This window comes from Pseudomonas sp. PF05 (assembly GCF_056521845.1).
Window position 1 is genome coordinate 144,438 of record NZ_JBWLPW010000014.1, and the last position, 18,723, is coordinate 163,160.

The window sequence follows — 18,723 nt, forward strand, 5'->3', positions numbered from 1 at the left end:
GGTGACTGAAACTGACAAAACCCTGTGGCGAGGGACCTGTAGGAGCTGGCGAAGCCTGCGATCTTTTGATCTTGATCTTGATCTTGATCTTTCGCTTGCGACTCAATTGTAGGAGACAAGATCGCAGCCTCGTTGCACTCGACAGCTCCTACGCGCCTACGCTCCTACATAGCTCCTGCGATCCAGCGGGAGCAAGCTCCCTCGCCACAAAAGCGGGTTGTGCTCGGCTGTGGCTAATCATCCAGCCTTCTTCTCAGCGTTCTTCAATTCTTCCAGACGCTTATCAATCAACTGGCACTTATCCGGCACATCCTTGCTGGCAGTCTCCAGGTCCATGGCCTTTAACTCGTCGTTCATTTCCTTGGCCTTGGCCGGGTTCTGCTCGGTGAGCTTGGTCACTTCTTTTGCCAACTGTTCGCGCTTGGCGGTCGCTTCCTCTGGCGTACAAGTGGCCCAGGCGGGCAGGGCGCAGGTGAGGGTGGCGGCGAGGGTGAGTTTCAAGAGGGTTTTCATGGCAGGGCCTCATATTCCTTGTTGGGCAGGTAATGGGTTGAGGCCCGAGCTGGATCGAAAGTTCACCTTGAGCGCTCATCGCTTGAGGCCTTTTTCGAAGTTTTCCTAGCCGATATTAAACAGTCGGCTACCATGGAGGATGCGACTAGTAGCCCTGTGCCTGCAACGCCGGGACGCTTCTCGACACGGAATTTGAGTGGTGGAACAACTAGCCAGTCAGGACGTCCCGGCGGCCTGTCGTAGCAGTGAAATTCAAAGGAATGAAACCTATGAGCTTTGGAACGATTTTCTGTCGGCTGATGTTGTGTTTGTGCGGTTTACTCACGATCTCATCGGCTTACGCGCAAAGCGTGGTCATCGCCACGCCGCAACAAGGTGTGGGGATCGAAGTCGATGTGTTTGACCGTCCTGATGCCGCTAATGGCCAACCTTCTTCGACGAGCATGGTGCCCTTCACCTCGGCGGGGTTGTTTACCCCAGCGGTGCAATCGTTCAAGGGCAAGCTGTATATGTTCTGGGCCACTGATAGCGATTCCACTCATATTTATTTTTCCACTTCAGCGCAGGGAAAAAATTGGTCCTCTCCACAGCCTATCCCCGTAGCTAACATCTTGGGTAATGTTTCAGTCACCGTGTTCAAGCAAAAACTGGTACTGATCTTTACCGACGAGAACAATATAAACAGCGTCAGCTCCGAAGATGGAGTGAACTGGTCCAAGGTCAATCCTGTGACGACCTCCAGCGATGCCGACAATAACAGTCCTGTGGTGTATAACGGGCAACTGTTTGTCTTCTACAGTGCGGAGGATGATGACACTGTTTACTATGTAACGTCGGATGATGGCCTACAGTGGAGCAAGGAAAGCCTGGGGTTCAAGGCAAACGCTTATAGAGTTCTGAGTATCGTGCCCGTGGTTTATAACGGTGAGCTGTCGGTCTATTACTCTTATGATCTTAATAATCTGGCCGTTCGCACTTATGACCGGAGCGGTCACTGGGGCGATGAGCAAAAACTGTCTGGCATCACAACAGAGCTTCTCCTGAGTCGTGCAGCAATGATCGGTAACCGCATTTTTATCAGCAGCGGCCCTAATACTTTTGCTTCAACCGATGGGGTCAATTGGACTCCTTATTTTTCCAAGAGCTTCCCAGGATATTTTACTTCTGCACCGGGCTTGGGCGTTTCCTATGCCATTACCACAAGCGATCTCACTGGGGATAACCCGCAATTGCCTTCGGACCTGGCGACCGGTCTTAGCCATACCGACTATGCAACCTTCGCCTGGCGCAGTTTTTTTGCACTGAACAATATGGCCAAGACGCCATTACCGGCTAATCGGGGCGTCGGCAACCCCGGCAGCAGCTTTGCCGATTCGGGCAAGGTCTCACAATCTCCCAACCCCTTGTTGTGGCAAACCTTTGCCCACCGCAGCGAGCTGTTTCCGGCGGTAGGGTTCAATCACGTTGGTGGCCCTACGCTTGCGTTTGGGTCAGGCCCGCAATACACCTATACCCAATTTCTCAAGAACGGGATACGTGTGGCGCCAGGCGCTGACTTCACCCTTTACAACAATCTGGATGAGGCGACCCAAATAGGACAAAACGCTATTTTTTTTCCGGTCAATCCGCCGAATGTGGCGAAAGCAGGGGGAAATTACGCCCCTTCAAACGACAGCCAGATCCTGTTCGAGGCCAAGGCCAACCCCGTCGTTTACGAGTATGCGAAAGGCCTGACCAGTTATCCGGATCATATTGTGCTGCCCGACGGTGCGGTGGAGGTCAAGGCAGCATGGCGCAAGCTGGCCGACATTCCGGTACCGGATCGCGCGCGCTACCATACGGCGACAGTGGTGACTTATAAGGGCACCGACAGTGACCCGCAGGCGCAGAACGAAGACTACGCACTGGTCGCCTTGCATATCATCCATAAGACGCCCAACTACCCGACTTTTATCTTCGCCACGTTCGAGCACGAGGATGCGCTGACGTTGCCCGATGGCAAGTCGCCGACCGGACTCTATTACATCGCCAACTACAACCAGATTGCCTACCCCGGTCTCGATAGCAGCAGCCCCCCGACCGCCACCTTCTCCGACGGCAACAAAACCTATACGGTTGCCCTGCCGCAGGCGGGCAAAGTCGTAAGCGCTAACCCCAATTTGCCCGTCTACTCAGGCAATCACGGGATCCCCGAGGGACAGGCTGGGCCGATCTCGGTAGTGCAACCATTAACCATGCATTCGGAAGTCGTAGCGGTGAACAACCAGGTCAAGCGGCTCATGGACGGCAGCAGCGAATTCAATAATTCGGTCTGGAAGCATTATCGGCTCAAAGGGGTGCAGGCCATCCCGTCGAGCACTCAAACCGACCCGGATTACTACCTGGCCAATATCATGGTCGAAAGCAGTCAGCCGGGGATTCAGCTGTTTCGCGGCAGCAACGTATTTCCGATTCAGGGTAACAACACCCTGACCAATGCGCGCAACCTAACGAACATCAAGGTGCCGGATTACGAGCACAGCACCCAAAGCCTGACCATGGGCGGTTGCATGGGGTGTCACGGCATCGCCCAGAGCTCGCTCAAACAAGGTTTCAGTTTCCTGTTCGATGCGATCAACCCCACGTTCAGCAAAGGTGTTACCGGCTTTGCGGGCCCAGAGACCGTAGGTTTACCTGATCCGCGGACCATGAAGGCACGGGCCTTGAAATATTCTCTCGGCCCGCGCAATACGCAAGCCGTTGAGGAGGCGGGCAAGTAGTCGCCATGCACCTGCGAAGCAAAAATAGCCCTGCTTTCTGAGACGGGGCCAAGCCCTTTCGATAAAAACCGGACCTTGAGTCCGGTTTTTCATGAAGCCAAACCTGAATTTCACGCCGCTGCGAGAAAGCAAGCTCGTGCTGGGCTCCGTAGGAGCTGGCGAAGCCTGCGATCTTTTGATCTTGATCTTGATCTTGATCTTGATCTTTCGCTTTAGATTCAAGTGTTTGGGGAAAGATCGCAGCCTCGTTGCACTCGACAGCTCCTACACAGCTCCTACGCAGCTCCTACACAGTTCCTACGCAGCTGCGTGAGCAGGTTCCGGCGCCACACGGCAATTTCGCAGCGGTCTGATTTCAGATGAACGGTTCCAGTAATAGCCTCGAAGCTAGACCCAATTAGTTGACGTCAAAATGATGGCTCATTAATATCGCGCCACTATTTTGATGTCACTTTTTTCGAGGGATCGAACATGTCCTCACCCGCCTTTTGGGCGAGGTTGTGCCTGGCTTTGCTGTGCCTTTCTCCACTGACCCTGGCTCACTCCGCCCCCACGCCAGGCGACACGGACTTGATCCGCGAACGCCAGAATCGCTTGCTTGAAGAGCAGCGCCGTCGCCTGGAGGAACTCAAGGACCTGCCCGGCCAGGAGGCGAAGCCGACCCAGCCGACCGCACCTGCCGATACCCGTTGCTTCCCCATCAAGACCATCGAACTCAAGGGCGCCGACAGTCTTTCCGCTGGCGAACGCGAGCAGTTGCTTGCGCCCTACATCGGCCAATGCCTGGGTGTGCCGCAGCTTAACGAGCTGCTCAAAGTCATCACCGACCACTACATCGAAAAGGGCCTGGTCACTAGCCGCGCCTACCTGCCGCAGCAGGATCTTTCCAGCGGTCACCTGCAAGTGCTGGTGGTCGAGGGGCGGTTGGAAGGCCTCAAGGGCGCCGAGAACAGCAAGCTGTCGGACCGCGAGTTGGCGATGGCTTTTCCCGGTGCAGTCGGCGAGCTGGTCAACCTGCGGGAGATCGAGCAGATGGTCGATCAGCTCAATCGCCTGCCGTCGAACCAGGCAAAAATGGAGCTGACCCCCGGCCAGAACGTCGGTGGCAGTGAGGTGCGGGTCACCAATGAACCGAAAAAGCCTTGGCGCGCCGGACTGTCGCGCAGCAACGACGGCCAGCGCAGCACCGGCGAGCAGCAGTGGGGCAGCAGTTTCGAGTGGGACAGCCCGCTGGGCCTGGCCGACCAGTTGATGTTGCGCGGTGGTCACGACGCGATGACCGACCACCAGCACACCTCCCGCAACGCCATGCTCTATTACAACCTGCCATTTGGCTGGTGGAACGTCAGTTATACCTACAGCCAGAGCGAATACCGCTCGCAGATCCCAGCCAACGGTTTCAACTTCAAGCAGACCGGCGACAGCCAGAACCATCAGTTGCGGGTCGAGCGGGTGATCCATCGCGACGCCCTGAGCAAGACCTCCCTCAACACGGGCCTGGCGTACCTGCGCACCAACAACTTCATCGAAGACAGCAAGCTGGCGGTGAGCAGCAATCGGCTCAGCGAAGCCCTGTTCGGCATCAACCATGGCCGGCGGGTTGGCAATGCTTTCGTCAACCTCGACCTGGGCCTGCAAGAGGGTATCGGCGCCTTCGATGCCCAAGGCGACAACGATCCAGGTCCCGGCCAGGCCGATGCCCGCTACCGCAAATACACCGCCACCGCCAGCTACCTGCAACCGTTCCAGGTGTGGGGCGAATCCTTCAGCTTCAGCAGCCTGATGACCGGCCAGCGCAGTGAAGACGTGCTGTTCAGCCCCCAGCGCATGAGCCTGGGCGGCCAATCGTCGATTCGTGGCTACAAGGATCAGTCGCTGTCCGGCGACAGCGGCGGCTATTGGCGCAACGACCTGCGCTGGAGTCGCCCGGTGACGTTGGAGTGGCTGCGTCCGGTGTTCGCCGAATACGGCACCAGCCTCGGTTATGACCAAGGCGTGATTCGTGGGGATCGCTACAACGGCGACCAGCACGGGCGCATGTCGAGCAACTCGCTGGAGCTGTTTGCCCGCGGTGAGCACCTGAACGCCAGCGTCACCTTCGCCCATTCCCTGGAACGTCCGGATGCCCTGACCGAGCGCGAAGCGCCGATCTACTTCCGCGTGGATGTATCCATCTAATTTTTGCTGCAGCGAGACCTGATCATGGACGACCGCCAACACGCCTTCCTGGCCCGCCAGCCTTCCGCTGCCCTGCAAACCCGCGAGCAGTTCTGGGGCATGCCCAAGCGCGGCCTGGCGTTCCTGTTGGCCAACGTCATGTTCTGGCAACCGCTGTGGGCCCAGGCCGACGGCATCGTGGTCAGCGCGCCGGGCACCGGCCTGGACCGGGCGGGCAACGGCGTGCCCATCGTCAATATCGCCAAGCCCAACGGCAGTGGCCTGTCCCACAACCAGTTCAAGGATTACAACGTCGGCAGCAACGGCGTGATCCTCAACAACGCCACTTCGCGCACCCAGTCCACCCAGTTGGGCGGGATCATCCTCGGCAACCCGAACCTCAATGGCACGGCGGCCAAGACCATCCTCAACGAAGTCAACGGCGGCAACCCCAGCCAGTTACGTGGCTACACCGAAGTGGCGGGGCAATCGGCCCACGTCATCGTCGCCAACCCGTACGGTATTACCTGTAATGGCTGCGGTTTTATCAACAGCCCGAAAGTGACCTTGAGCACCGGCAAACCGGTGGTGGAAAACGGCCAGTTGAGTCGTTACCAGGTGGACCAGGGCAGCGTCACGATTGAAGGCGCGGGCCTGAACGCCAATAACGTCGATCACTTCGAAATCATCACCCGCAGCGCCAAGATCAACGCCGAGATCCAGGCCAAGAACCTGACCATCGTCGCCGGGCGCAACGACGTCAACGCCGACACCCTCAACGCCACCGCCCGCGCGGACGACGGCAGCGCCAAGCCGGAACTGGCCATCGATTCCTCGGCCTTGGGCGGTATGTACGCAGGCACCATCAAACTGGTGGGCACCGAAGCCGGCGTCGGCGTGAAGCTGGACGGCAAACTGATCGCCAGTGGAGGTGATATTCAGCTCGATGCCAATGGGCATTTGAGCATGGTCGATACCTCGGCCAGCGGGGCGGTTAACGTCAAGGCTGCGAGCCTCGATGCCCAAGGACCGGTCTATGCCGGCACGACCCTGAACGCCCAGACCCAAGGCAACCTGACTAACCAACAAACCCTGGCGGCGCGGGACGGCATCGTCCTGAACGCGGGTGGGCAGTTGAGCAACAACGGCATCATTGAAGCCGGGGTCAATGCCGATAACACGCGCAATGCCATGGGTGATGTGAGCGTTACTGCGCAGAGCCTGAACAACAGCGGCAAGAGCATCGTCGCCAGTCGTAACCTCACCGCCGACGTTGCGCAAACGTTGAACAACCAGGACGGGACCCTGAGCGCCGGGCAAACCACGACGGTGAAAGCTGGGACCCTGGACAACCAGAACAAAGGCCGCGTCCTGAGCAACGGTGTGCTGAACGTCACCGCCGACAAGCTGCTCAACACCCAGGGCGTCGTCAGCAGCAATGGCAACCTGACGGCCAATGTCGGGCAGTTGAACAATGGCAGCGGTGAATTCAACAGCTTGAGTAACGTCACGTTGCGCGTTGCCTCGCTGGATAACGTGGCAGGTCTGGTGGCGGCGGGGCAGATGCTCGACATCAACGCCAGCGGCCAGGTGAACAATCAGAACGGACATCTCACGGCGAGTAAAAACGCTCAGTTGATCGCCGGTTCGCTGGACAATCGCCAGGGATCGCTTTCTGCCCAACAAGGGTTGAGCCTGAACCTGGCGGGGCAACTGCTCAACGCCCAGGGCAGCGTGATCAGCAGCGACACGCTGCTATTGAAGGCGGGCCAGGTGAATAACGCCACTGGCCGCATCGCCAGTGCAAAAGCCCTGAATGCTAGTGTCACCGGCCTCGATCAACAGAACGGCCAATTGTTCAGCAACACCAGCGTCTCCCTCGACCTCAACCATGGGCAATTGAATAACCAGGGCGGGCTGATCAACGCCCCGGGCAGTCTGTTGTTGAAGAACCTGGCGGCGGTGAACAACCGCGACGGCGAGATTTCCAGCGATCAGGCGTTCAGCCTGAATGCCACAAGCCTGGACAACCGCGCCGGTTCGATCATCAGCCAGCAGCGTCTCGATTTGGTCATTGCCCAGGCGTTGAATAACGCAAAAGGCCTGATCTCAGCCAACGGCCTTGAGGTACGCGTAGCCAGTCTGGACAACAGCGGCGGCAACCTGGGCAGCGATGCGGACCTGAGCGTAAATGTCGACGGCACGCTGACCAACCTCGATGGCGAAATTTCCAGCGCGGGCCTGACCCGGCTCAACGCGATGGCCTTGGATAACAGCAACGGCCAGGTACTGGGCGACAATGCCTTGAATATTGACGTCGGCGGCGCGCTGGACAACCGCAATGGTGTGCTCGGTTCGGGCAAGGCCGTGGATATCAAGGCGACCAGCTTGAACAACAGCGACGGCGGCCAGTTGATCAGCGACGGCACCCTGACCGCGCGCATCAGCGGTTTGCTGGACAATCAGAACCAAGGCCAAGTGCTTGCCAAAGGCGCGCTTGACCTGCAAACCGGCAGCCTCGATAACCGCGGTGGCCGCTTGGCCGGCAATAACCTGCTGACCTTGCGCAGCGATTCGCTCGATAACCGTGGCGGGAACCTGCGCGCCGACAAGGCGCTGCAATTGACGGTCGGTCAACTGGATAACCGTGATAACGGCGTCATCGCGGGCAAAAGCAGCGTCACCTTCGAAGGCTCGCGTCTGGACAACAGCGTGGGTCTGCTGACAAGCGTTGGTGTGCTGACCTTGAAGGCCGCTGAAGTACAGAACGGCCTCGGTCGTATCTCCAGCCAAACCGACCTCACCGCTGTTATCGATAGCCTGCAACAACAGGGCGGTGCGCTGGTGGCCCAAGGTAATTTGAGCCTGACCGGCAAGAGTCTTGATAACCGCAACGGTGGTTTGGTCGGCACCACAAAATCGCTGGATCTGCAGGTCGGGCAGATCGATAACCGCGCGGGTGAACTGTCCGCAGGTCTTGGCCTTAAGGTGGGCGGCCAGCGACTGGACAACAGCGAGGGTGGCAAACTCATCGCCGGCACTGACCTGGAAGCGAAAGTCGCTGAGCTGATCAACCAGAGCAAAGGGCTGCTCCACGCCCAAGGCCACATGACCCTGAGCGGCAGCACACTGGACAATAGCGAAGGCGTGCTCAACAGCCTCAACGGCCTGGTGATCACTCTCGATAACGCACTGTTGAACAACAAAGGCTTGATCAGCAGCGAAAGGGAGTTGAGTGTCGACGCAGGCAGCCTTAATAACACCGCGGGCAGCCTGAGCAGCGCCGCCCTGTTGTCGATCGTCAGTGGTGGCGTGTTGATCAACCAGGGTGGCTCCATCAGCACCGACGCCGCGCTGACCCTTGAAAGCGCCAGCCTGGATAACAGCCAAAAGGGCTTGATCTCGGGCAAAGCCGCGACTCAAGTCAAAACCGGAGCGCTCGACAACAGCCAGGGCGGGCGCCTGACCTCGGGCACTACGCTCAAGCTCAACGCCACGCAGGTGAACAACGCCGCTGGCCGTATTGCCAGCAGCCAAGCCCTGACCGCGTCGGTCACCGGGCTGGATCAACAGCAAGGTGAACTGTTCAGCAACACTCGCCTGAGCCTGGACCTGAACCAGGGCCAGTTGAACAACCAGGGTGGCCTGATTAGCGCTTCGGGTGCGTTGCTGCTGAGCAACCTCAAGAACGTCAACAACCAGGGTGGGGAAATCTCCAGTCAGCAAGCCTTCACGCTGACCACGCAAAACCTCGATAACAGCGACGGCGGTAAATTGCTGAGCAGCCAAGGCCTGATACTGAGAACCGCCCAGGTGCTCAACAACGCCCGCGGCGTGATCTCGGCAGCGTCCCTGGACAGTCGCAGTGACAGCCTGGACAACAGCGATGGCCTGGTCAGCAGTCGTGACCGCCTGGACTTGAATGTTGCAACCGTGTTCGACAACCAGCGCGGTTCGTTGATTGCCGACGGTGCGTTGCTGCTGGTCTCTGATCGCCTGGACAACCGTGCCGGCAGCATCGCCGGCAAGACCGGGTTCAACGCCACCGTCGACACGTTGGATAACCGTCAAGGCACGCTGATCAGCACCGACGCCCTGACGCTGAAAGCCGCCAGTCTCGACAACCGTCAGGCCGGTTTGATCGGCGCGACAAAAGCGCTGGATCTTAACGTTGACGATCTCGACAACCGTGGCGGTGAGCTGTCCGGTAACGCCGATGTCACGCTGCTCAGCCAGAACCTCGACAACAGCGATGGCGGCCAGGTGTTCGCCGGCCAAGCGCTGAAACTGACCGTGGATAAGCTGCTCAACCGCACCAAAGGCTTGCTCAGTGCCAAGACCGGGTTGGACCTGGAGGGCGGCGCGCTGGACAACAGCGGTGGTTACCTGATCAGCCTGCAGAACCAGCGCATCAACCTGAGCCGTGATCTGCTCAACACCCAAGGCCAGCTCAGCAGTGAAGGCACGTTGAATGTCAGCGCCGCCAGCCTGACCAACACCGGCGGCAGCCTGTCCAGCGCGGCGGACCTGACCCTGCACAGCCTGGGGCGTCTGGACAACCAGGGCGGCGAACTGGTCACCGACGGCGCGTTGCTGCTCACCAGCGCGGCACTGGACAATCATCAGCAGGGCAACATCAGCGCTAAAGGCGCGATGAGCGTCACCACCGGTGCGTTCGACAACAGCCAGAAGGGCCGGCTCAACAGTGGCAGCACGCTGAACCTCTCGGCCGCCCAGGTCACCAACCAGGAGGGCGGTCGTATCGGCAGCCAAGGCGCGCTGACCGCATCGGTTTCCGGCCTGGATCAACAAGGCGGTCAACTGTTCAGCAACACCTCGCTGAGCCTGGACATGAACAACGGCCAACTCAACAACCAGAGCGGCTTGATCAACGCCCCCGGCGTGTTGCTGCTGAAAAACCTCAACGGTGTGAACAACCAGGGCGGCGAAATTTCCAGCGCCCAAGCCTTCACCTTGGCGGCTAAAAACCTCAACAACGATGGCGGCCGGCTGCTCAGCAACCAGGGCCTGACCTTGCGCATTGCCCAGGCGCTGAACAACGTCAAAGGCCTGATCGGTGCGGCCAGCGTCGATACCCACGCCCAAAGCCTGAACAACAACGGCGGCACGCTCACCAGCCGTGGGAATCTGGTCCTGGCGGTCGATCAGCAACTGGATAACCAGGCTCAAGGCCTGATCAGCGCCGCGCAATTGCTCACGCTCGACAGCGGTGACCTGAACAACCAAGGCGGCAGTGTGCTGGCGGGCGATGCTTTGGTCCTCAATGCCATGGCCCTAAACAACAGCGCCAGTGGCCTGATCAATGCCAAAGGTGACCTCACCCTCGGCGCCGATTCGCTGGACTCCAGCAATGGCGGCGAAGTGTCGGCCAAGGGCGATATAAACCTGACCCTCGCGGCGCTGACGCAAAACGGCGGGCGCCTGCTGGGCGAGAAAGCCGTCACGCTGAACCTTGGCAACAATGACCTGAACAACCGCAATGGCCTGGTCACCACCAAAGGTTTGCTAACCGTTAACGGGCTGCGCAACCTGAACAACCAGGGCGGCGAAATCTCCAGCAGCCAGAGCTTCAACCTCAGCGGCCAGACACTCGATAACAGCGGCGGCAAGCTGATCAGCAGCAACCTGCTCAGCCTCGACGGCAACAGTCTGCTCAACCAGAACGGCCTGATCTCTGGTTGGCAAGGGCTGCTGGTCAACGGTTCCAGTCTTGATAACCGCAACAACGGCACACTCTCCAGCCGCAATGGCGACGTCGGCGTCACCCTCAGCGGGGCACTGCTCAACAGCGCTGGCGGTGCGCTGGTCGGCCAGAAAAACCTCACCGTCAGCGCCGCCAGCCTGGACAACAGCAGCGGCGGGATTCTGTCCAGCGGCAGCGACCAGACCCTGACCGTCACCGGCGGTTTGCTGAACAACGCCCAAGGTGGCCTGATCGACAGCGGCGCCCTCTTGGTCATGAACGCCATGACCCTGGGCAACGCCGGCGGTACCGTCAACGCGCAAAAAGCCTTGAACTTCACCGGCACCACACTGGACAACAGCGGTGGCAAGCTGGTCGGCAACTCTGCTGTCACCCTGGACTTGCTCGGCGCCCTGACCAACACCAGCGGCAAGATCGCCAGCGTCGGCCCACTGCGGGTCGAGCGCGCCACGCAAATCAATAACCAAGGTGGTCAGATCGCCAGCCAGGGCTTGTTGACCTTGCTCACTGATGGTCTGGACAACAGCAATACCGGCACCGTCGCCGCGAAAAATGCGCTGGTAATCACAGCCTCCGGAGCCGTGCAGAACCACACCAACGGCCTGATCTACAGCCAGACGGCCGACGTTGCACTCAATGCCGCGAGCCTTGCCAACGGCAAGGGTGAGATGCAAGGCCAGACCGGCCTGAGTCTTGAACTACGTGCAGGCCTGGACAACCAGGGCGGCAAACTCATCGCCCAAACCGGCGATGTCAACCTGACCGCGGCCAACATCGACAACCGTGGCGGCACCCTCGCCAGCCTCAAGGGCGCCCTTGAGGCGAGAACCGTGGGTGTGCTGCGCAACGGCTTCGATGTGAACAACAAGGGTGGCGTGATTCAAGGCCAACGCCTGGACCTGCGCACCTTGGCCGGGCTGAACAACAACGGTGGTCGAATCGCCGCGCAGTCGGGCGATATCGTCATCGACACCGCCAGCCTGAACAACCGCAATGGTGGTCTCTATGCCTCTGGGCTGATCAAGGTCGCCGGCACCGGTGCCAGCCTGGACAACACCGCCGGCCAACTCGCCGGCAGCGCCATCCATTTGGATCTGGACGGCGCCCTGACCAACCGTGGCGGCATTCTGGAAAGCGACAGCACCTTGGTGGTCAGCGCCGCCAGCGTTGATAACCAGACAGGTCAACTGCGAGCGCTTGGGGGAGCAGGCAAAACAGATTTCCAGATCGGTAGCCTCTTCGACAACCGCAACGGCAAGCTGGAAAGCGCCAACACTCACCTCACTCTGGCTGCCAACAGCTTCCTCAACAGCGGCGGCCAATTGCTGCATCTGGGCGACGGCGCGTTCGACATCTCCCTGGCCAACGTCACCGGCGCCGGCGGCGACATCGTCACCCGTGGCGGCCTGACGCTCAAAGCCGACACCTGGACCAACACCAGCGCCATCCAGGCCGGACGTCTGACGGTCGACGTCAACAACTTCACCCAGACCGCGACCGGGCAACTGCTGGCTTCGACGCAACTGGAAGGCAAGGGCGGGAACTGGGTTAACAACGGGTTGATCGCCAGTGATGGTGGTATGGGCTTGCAGTTGACCGGGCGGTACAGCGGCAATGGCCGAGTCACCAGTCTGGGCGACATGACGGTAGACGCCGCTGCGATCGACTTGAGCAGCACGGCAAGCATTACCGGCGGCGCGACCACGACGATTGGTGGCCGCGGTGGTTTGAGCAGCCTGAATAACTACGGGCGACTGACATCGGCGGGCGCGTTGAATATCAATGCGGGCACCATCAATAACTACGGGACCGTGGCCGGCGCGGATGGATTGAAACTGACGGCTTCGACCTTGCTGAACGACCAGGGTGGCTTTTTGTTCAGTGGCGCGGATATGAAATTTCGGGTGGGGAGTTTGACCAACCGCAAGTCGGATGTTTATGCGTTGGGGAATATTGATGTAGCGCGCAATGACCTGGGTGGACGGTCGGCGCTGATGGAGAATAATTCGGGCACTATGGAGAGTGGGCTGAATTTTTCTATTAATGCGGATTCGATTATTAATAAGCGGGGGGATTTTAAGACTGAGACGGAGTTGTATTCTTCTGCTATAGGGTTTGGATGTTACGACTGTGATGGACTTCCACGCTACTGGAATGATCGGCAACCTGCTTCATATTATGTCTACGAACAAAAATATAAAGTGAAAGTTTCTGGAGATGTCAACTCCAGTGCGGCTTCATTAGTCTCTGCAGGGGGGGTGGTTATTAAAGGTGGGTCGTTTTCAAACTCTAACTCAATGGTGTCTGCCGCAGGGAATATAGATATTTCTGTTGGTGATTTTGAAAATTCGGGTGCCGCATTAGGGGATTATGTAAGTCGGGATTATTATTCGTATTATAAGCCTACTTATAATGATATGGCTGGGCTTGTAAATTATAATGTCTACAATGATGCCGAATATAATGGTGGTATGCATTTCTGGAATGCTGCGGGTGTCGAATCTATTATTTACTCTCAGAAAGGGCAGGACGGAGCTAAACCCTTTGAGAAGGAATATTATCAAAGATTTGGCCCGGTTGTTATTAGGCGAGGCGGAAATGGAGACAAAGTACTTCCTGAAATTGAGTTTCCTGTTTCGCAGTATTCGACCGGTGTTCGAACGGAATTACCAAGCTTTATAAAAAATGCAACTTCGTTTGATCAGGTAGTTGTCTCATCGACGTCGTCCGACCACTTGGTACCCGCTATCATCCAAGCCGGCGGCAACGTCTCAATTACCGCAACAAACAAAATCAACAACGGTGTGGAGCGCCCATTCTCCACCGGCATAGCCACTTCGTCCCGTAATACCACAACCGCCGCTTCAGGCTCAGGCAAAACCACGGTCGTGACCCTGAACAGCCAACTCCCACCGGACTTGGCCCAACAACAAATAAACCCCCTGACACTCCCCGGTTTCAGCCTCCCTACCGGGCAAAACGGCCTGTTTCGATTGAGCGGGCAGGGCGCCAGCGACGCGTCAGCGTCCCAGACGCCGGCCGTGTCGCAGAACTGGACAATCGGCGGCGCCAGCGTGAGCGCATCGAATCGATCCACCGCCGCCCCAACCGCCAATGTACGCGACATCCAGATCGCCGATGTCACCCAGGTTTCCGCCGCCGAACGACAGTTGCAATTGTTGAATCGTGAGAGCAGCGGCGTCACCGCCGGCGCGTCCGCCATTCAGGTCACCGCCCCAACGGACTCATCCCCCGGCACGCCGCAACTGCCAGGGCATTCCCTTGACGGCACCGTCACCCATGGTGCCGACATTGCACTGGGCACTTCGGGCACGCCGCCGATCGACGTAAGTCGCCCCGCGCCAGTGCCTGTCACCGGCCAAACGGTGGCGCGGGTCACGGGGCTACCCAGCGCAACCGTGGCTTCCAAACCGCAAAAATACTTGATCGAGACCAATCCGGTTCTCACCGACCTCAAGCAATTCATGAGTTCGGATTATTTGCTGTCGAACCTCGGCTACGACCCTGACACCAGCGCCAAGCGCTTGGGCGACGGCCTGTTCGAACAAAGACTCATCCAGCAGGCCGTCGTCGCCCGCACCGGCCAACGCTTCATCGACGGCCAGACCTCCGACGAGGCGATGTTCAAGTACCTGATGAACAACGCCATCGCCAGCAAGGACGCCCTCAACCTGTCGGTAGGCGTTACCCTCACCGCCCAACAAGTCGCCGCCCTGACCCACGACATCGTCTGGCTCGAAGAGCATGAAGTGAACGGCGAAAAAGTCCTGGTGCCGGTTCTGTATATGGCCCAGGCCAATAATCGTCTGGCACCTAATGGTGCACTGATTGCCGGTCAGAACGTTACGTTGATCGCCGGCAAGGATCTGGAAAATGCCGGCACGCTTCGGGCTACGAAAAACCTCTCCGCATCCGCTGGCGAGAACCTGACCAACAGCGGATTGATTGAAGCCGGCAACCGTCTCGACCTGTTGGCCGGCAACACCATTGTCAATAAATCCGGCGGCATCATCGCCGGGCGTGACATCAGCATGAATGCGATCGTTGGCGACATAATCAACGAGCGCACGTTGACCACCGCAAGTATCAGCAACAAGGGCTACACGCAGCGGCAGGACTATGCGGATAACGCCTCGCGTATCGAGGCGGCCAACGACCTGACCATGGGCGTCGGTCGAGACGTCAACAGCGTTGGCAGCGTCATGGCCAGCGGGCGCGACACGCAAATCGATGCAGGGCGGGATGTGAATATCGTCTCTGCGCAGCAACAGACCTCCAATACCGGTGGTACCCGCAGAAGTTCTATCACCCAACTAGGCTCGGAGGTGGATGCGGGGCGCGACATCGTTGTGAATGCCGGTCGAGACTTCAACGCCATTGCCAGCCAGATCAGCGCCGATCGCAACATAGCCTTGGCCGCCGACGAGAACATGACAATCTCCTCCGGCGCCAACGAAACCCACTCTTACTACAAGTCGAAAAAGGTCACGGCCCAAGAGGACCACGTCAAACAGATCGGCAGCGCCATCAGCGCTGGTGGTGATGTGGCGATGAGTGCCGGGAAAGACATGGCGCTCATCTCCAGCCGTATCAGCGCCGGTGATGAAGCTTATCTGGTTGCTGGAGAAAGCCTGGCAATTCTGGCCGCACAGGACAGCGACTATTCGCTGTATGAGAAAAAGAAGAAAGGCAGTTTCGGGAAAAAACAGAGCCGGCGTGATGAGCTGACCAAGGTAACTCATGTGGGGAGTGAGATCACCACTGGGGGTGATCTGACATTGGTTTCCGGTGAGGATCAGCGGTATCAGGTAGCGAGGCTGAACAGTGGCAACGACCTGACCTTGCAAAGTGGAGGCTCGATTACCTTCGAGGGCGTCAAGGATCTGCATCAGGAGAGTCACGAGAAAAGCAAGTCCAGCTCCGTCTGGTTCAGCATGAAGGGCAAGGGCCGCACCGACGAGACGCTACGCCAAAGCGAACTGACTGCTCAAGGCGACTTGGCCATCAGCGCGGTGGGCAAGATCCATGCGGACGTGCTGCAGGTCAACAAGCAGACGGTCAGCGAATCTATCGATGCGATGGCCAAGGCCGACCCAAAACTGGCGTGGCTCAAGGAGCTTGATGCGCAGGGCGGTGTTGACTGGCGGCAGGTGCAGGAGATCCACACCAGCTTCAAATACGCGAACTCGGGCATGGGCCCAGCCGCGCAAATGATAGTCGCCATTTTGATGACGGTTCTGCTCGGTCCTGCTGGCGCCGGCCTGAGCGGTGCAACCCTAGCAGGCGCGGCCAGCGTGGCTACCACCGGCACGATTGCGACCATCAACAACAAAGGAGACATAGGCGCCGGTTATAAAGCAATCCTTAGCAAGGACGGCCTTACCAACGCCGCGATTGCGACCATCACTGCCGGCGTTGCCGAGAACTATCTGGGCGACATGACCATGACCAAGGAGGTCAATGGCAAGATGGTAGTCGACTTGGGATCGGTCGAAGCCGTCAGTCATTTTGCGGGCCAGCAGTTGGTCAACAATGCTTCCGCTGCCGCAATCTCCAAGGCCTTTGGTCGAGACGTGACGTTGGCTGGCATCCTACAGTCGACGGTTTACAGCACCTTGGCGGCTTACTCCTTCGACCAGGCGGGTAACGTCGGTCTGAAAACCGGCAGCCCGGAGAAAATCGCCCTGCACGCGTTAGTAGGCGGCATGATCGCCGAAGCTTCGGGCAGCGACTTCGCAGTCGGTGCAATGGCGGCTGGTGTGAACGAGGCGTTCGCCAACCAGCTGCGGCGTATGTCGGCCCAGATGGACCCGCAAAATCGCGACCACCTGATGCTCATGTCCTCGCAACTGCTAGGTGTGGTGGCCGCTGCCGCTGTGGCTGGTGATGACGCGAACAGCCTGCAGACAGGCTCGTTTGTGGCTGGCAATGCAACCCAGTACAACAACCTCAATCACCATGACATGAGCGACTTTGTTGGAGACATGGATGCCTGTGGTAACAACGAGATTTGTCAGAAAAAAACATGGGAAGGGGGGAAGTACGATCAGATCAGTAACAAAATCACCGATTGGTCGGAGAAGGCCGTCAGTGGTGCATTTGCGAAGTCCTTGCTGACCTCGATCCAGGGCGGGCTAACCGCTCTGAATGACCTCAATTGCACGACGGCGACTTGCACGCAGTACAAGGACACTCTGACTGAGCGTGCGTTGAACGACCTGACGAACTTGGCGAAGGTTACTGACACGTGGGAAAACGCAACAAGCGTGGCTGCGCTGGTCATACCGACCTCAGGCGGCGCGCGTGGTGCTGGCGCTGGCGAAGGAGGGATTTCGCCTAGGGTTCAGGCGGCTCTGGATAAGTTCACGGAAGCCAAGGCCATACGTACGGGCGCGACCCTAACGGCGGAGAAAACTGCTTTGCCGGCAGGTTATCGCGAAGGTAATTCCGTAGGTGCGGCTTTCAACGAGAGGGGTGGGTTACCGGAGGGCTACCGTCGGGTCATCAACACTAAAACTGGTAACACGGAGGTGTTGGCAGCGGACGGAAAGCTCTACCTTGAGACTAGTAATGGACTGACACCGAAGGCTGGGGGTAATCTTGCGGGGTTGGTTGATGCAGAGAAAAATATTGCCGGTGCAAAAAGTAATGGTTTTGCTGAGGCCTTAACTGGTGTTACACAGAAACAGCTCGATAAGAAATTTAAACATGCCTCTGATTTTGGTGTGGTGACAACAAAGAAGAATTCTGAAACACTGGCCCAGTATGAATCTGCAATCAAAACTCATATGGCATCCACTTCTACGATTCAGCAAGGTACATACGGGTTTGTAAAAGATTCAAAAGTGTTTTTTAACTCGGCCACCAACAACGCTGTTGTGCTTGATGCGACAGGAAATTTTGTGACGGGATTTAAGCTTTCTCCAGGAACTCAGCAGTTTGAGAATTTCATTAAAAATGGAGTGCTGCGATGAGCCTTACTATTTTAGAATTTGCACGATCGTTTGTAGCGGGAAGACTGACAGCCGAAATTTTCGCTGAGGCTTATATTGAACTTTGGAAGATTGAGCGAGATAGGAACGTCCTTCAACTCGATGAACCCTCGTTAAATGAGTGTCTATCAAGTATTTTTTGTGCTGCGGATATGTACGAGCCAAGCGAGTCAAGGGAAGAGTATGAGCTTGACGACGAAATGCTTAGAACTGAGGTTGCGAATTTGGTGCAAAAGATAGTGCCTGATTAGCTGTTTCAACGGGGGGGACGGATCACGTTATCTGTGCGGTTTCTTAGATAGAAAATGTGGTCTGTCCCCTGAGGAGACTTTACACATGATGGAAAAAGGGAACACCCATTAGCCGGTCTCAAGTCAAGGCTAAAAGCCAACTCCGGGCATCTCTCATGAACTCCGCAATGGCCTCTGGAGTACTGAGATATTCTGCGGGGTCAAATTCTGTAAAGGTCTCAATCATTTTGCTCTCCGCGTATGTGAAAAACGGGCGACCCAAAGGTTGCCCGTTTTCGTTACCCAGCAGCTTGCGCTCGCAACCG

5 protein-coding genes are annotated in these 18,723 nt (G+C 57.9%); 4 read left to right on the plus strand and 1 reads right to left on the minus strand.

Annotation, left to right across the window (positions count from 1 at the left end; translation table 11 throughout):
- Positions 1 to 237: 237 nt before the first annotated feature.
- The gene (locus tag AC09SL_RS22120; protein WP_058546202.1) at positions 238 to 513 is read right to left on the minus strand and encodes a hypothetical protein; all 276 of its coding nucleotides are present in this window, start codon (positions 511 to 513) and stop codon (positions 238 to 240) included.
- Positions 514 to 782: 269 nt separating this feature from the next.
- Between AC09SL_RS22120 and AC09SL_RS22125 the strand changes: the two genes are divergently transcribed.
- From AC09SL_RS22125 to AC09SL_RS22140, 4 genes are all read left to right on the plus strand, one after another.
- The gene (locus tag AC09SL_RS22125) at positions 783 to 3,272 is read left to right on the plus strand and encodes a glycoside hydrolase (protein WP_058546203.1); all 2,490 of its coding nucleotides are present in this window, start codon (positions 783 to 785) and stop codon (positions 3,270 to 3,272) included.
- 471 nt (positions 3,273 to 3,743) lie between these two features.
- Positions 3,744 to 5,450 carry a ShlB/FhaC/HecB family hemolysin secretion/activation protein gene (locus tag AC09SL_RS22130; protein ID WP_064107061.1) on the plus strand — a complete coding sequence of 569 codons (1,707 nt, stop codon included), beginning with the start codon at positions 3,744 to 3,746 and terminating at the stop codon, positions 5,448 to 5,450.
- Between the two features lie 24 nt (positions 5,451 to 5,474).
- Entirely contained in the window at positions 5,475 to 18,149 is a 12,675-nt protein-coding gene (locus AC09SL_RS22135; protein WP_155742106.1) for a two-partner secretion domain-containing protein, read from the plus strand.
- Positions 18,146 to 18,418, plus strand: coding sequence for a colicin immunity domain-containing protein (locus AC09SL_RS22140; RefSeq protein ID WP_058544384.1), 273 nt, complete (start codon positions 18,146 to 18,148; stop codon positions 18,416 to 18,418). Before AC09SL_RS22135 ends, AC09SL_RS22140 begins: the two co-directional genes overlap by 4 nt.
- The last annotated feature ends 305 nt before the right edge of the window (positions 18,419 to 18,723 follow it).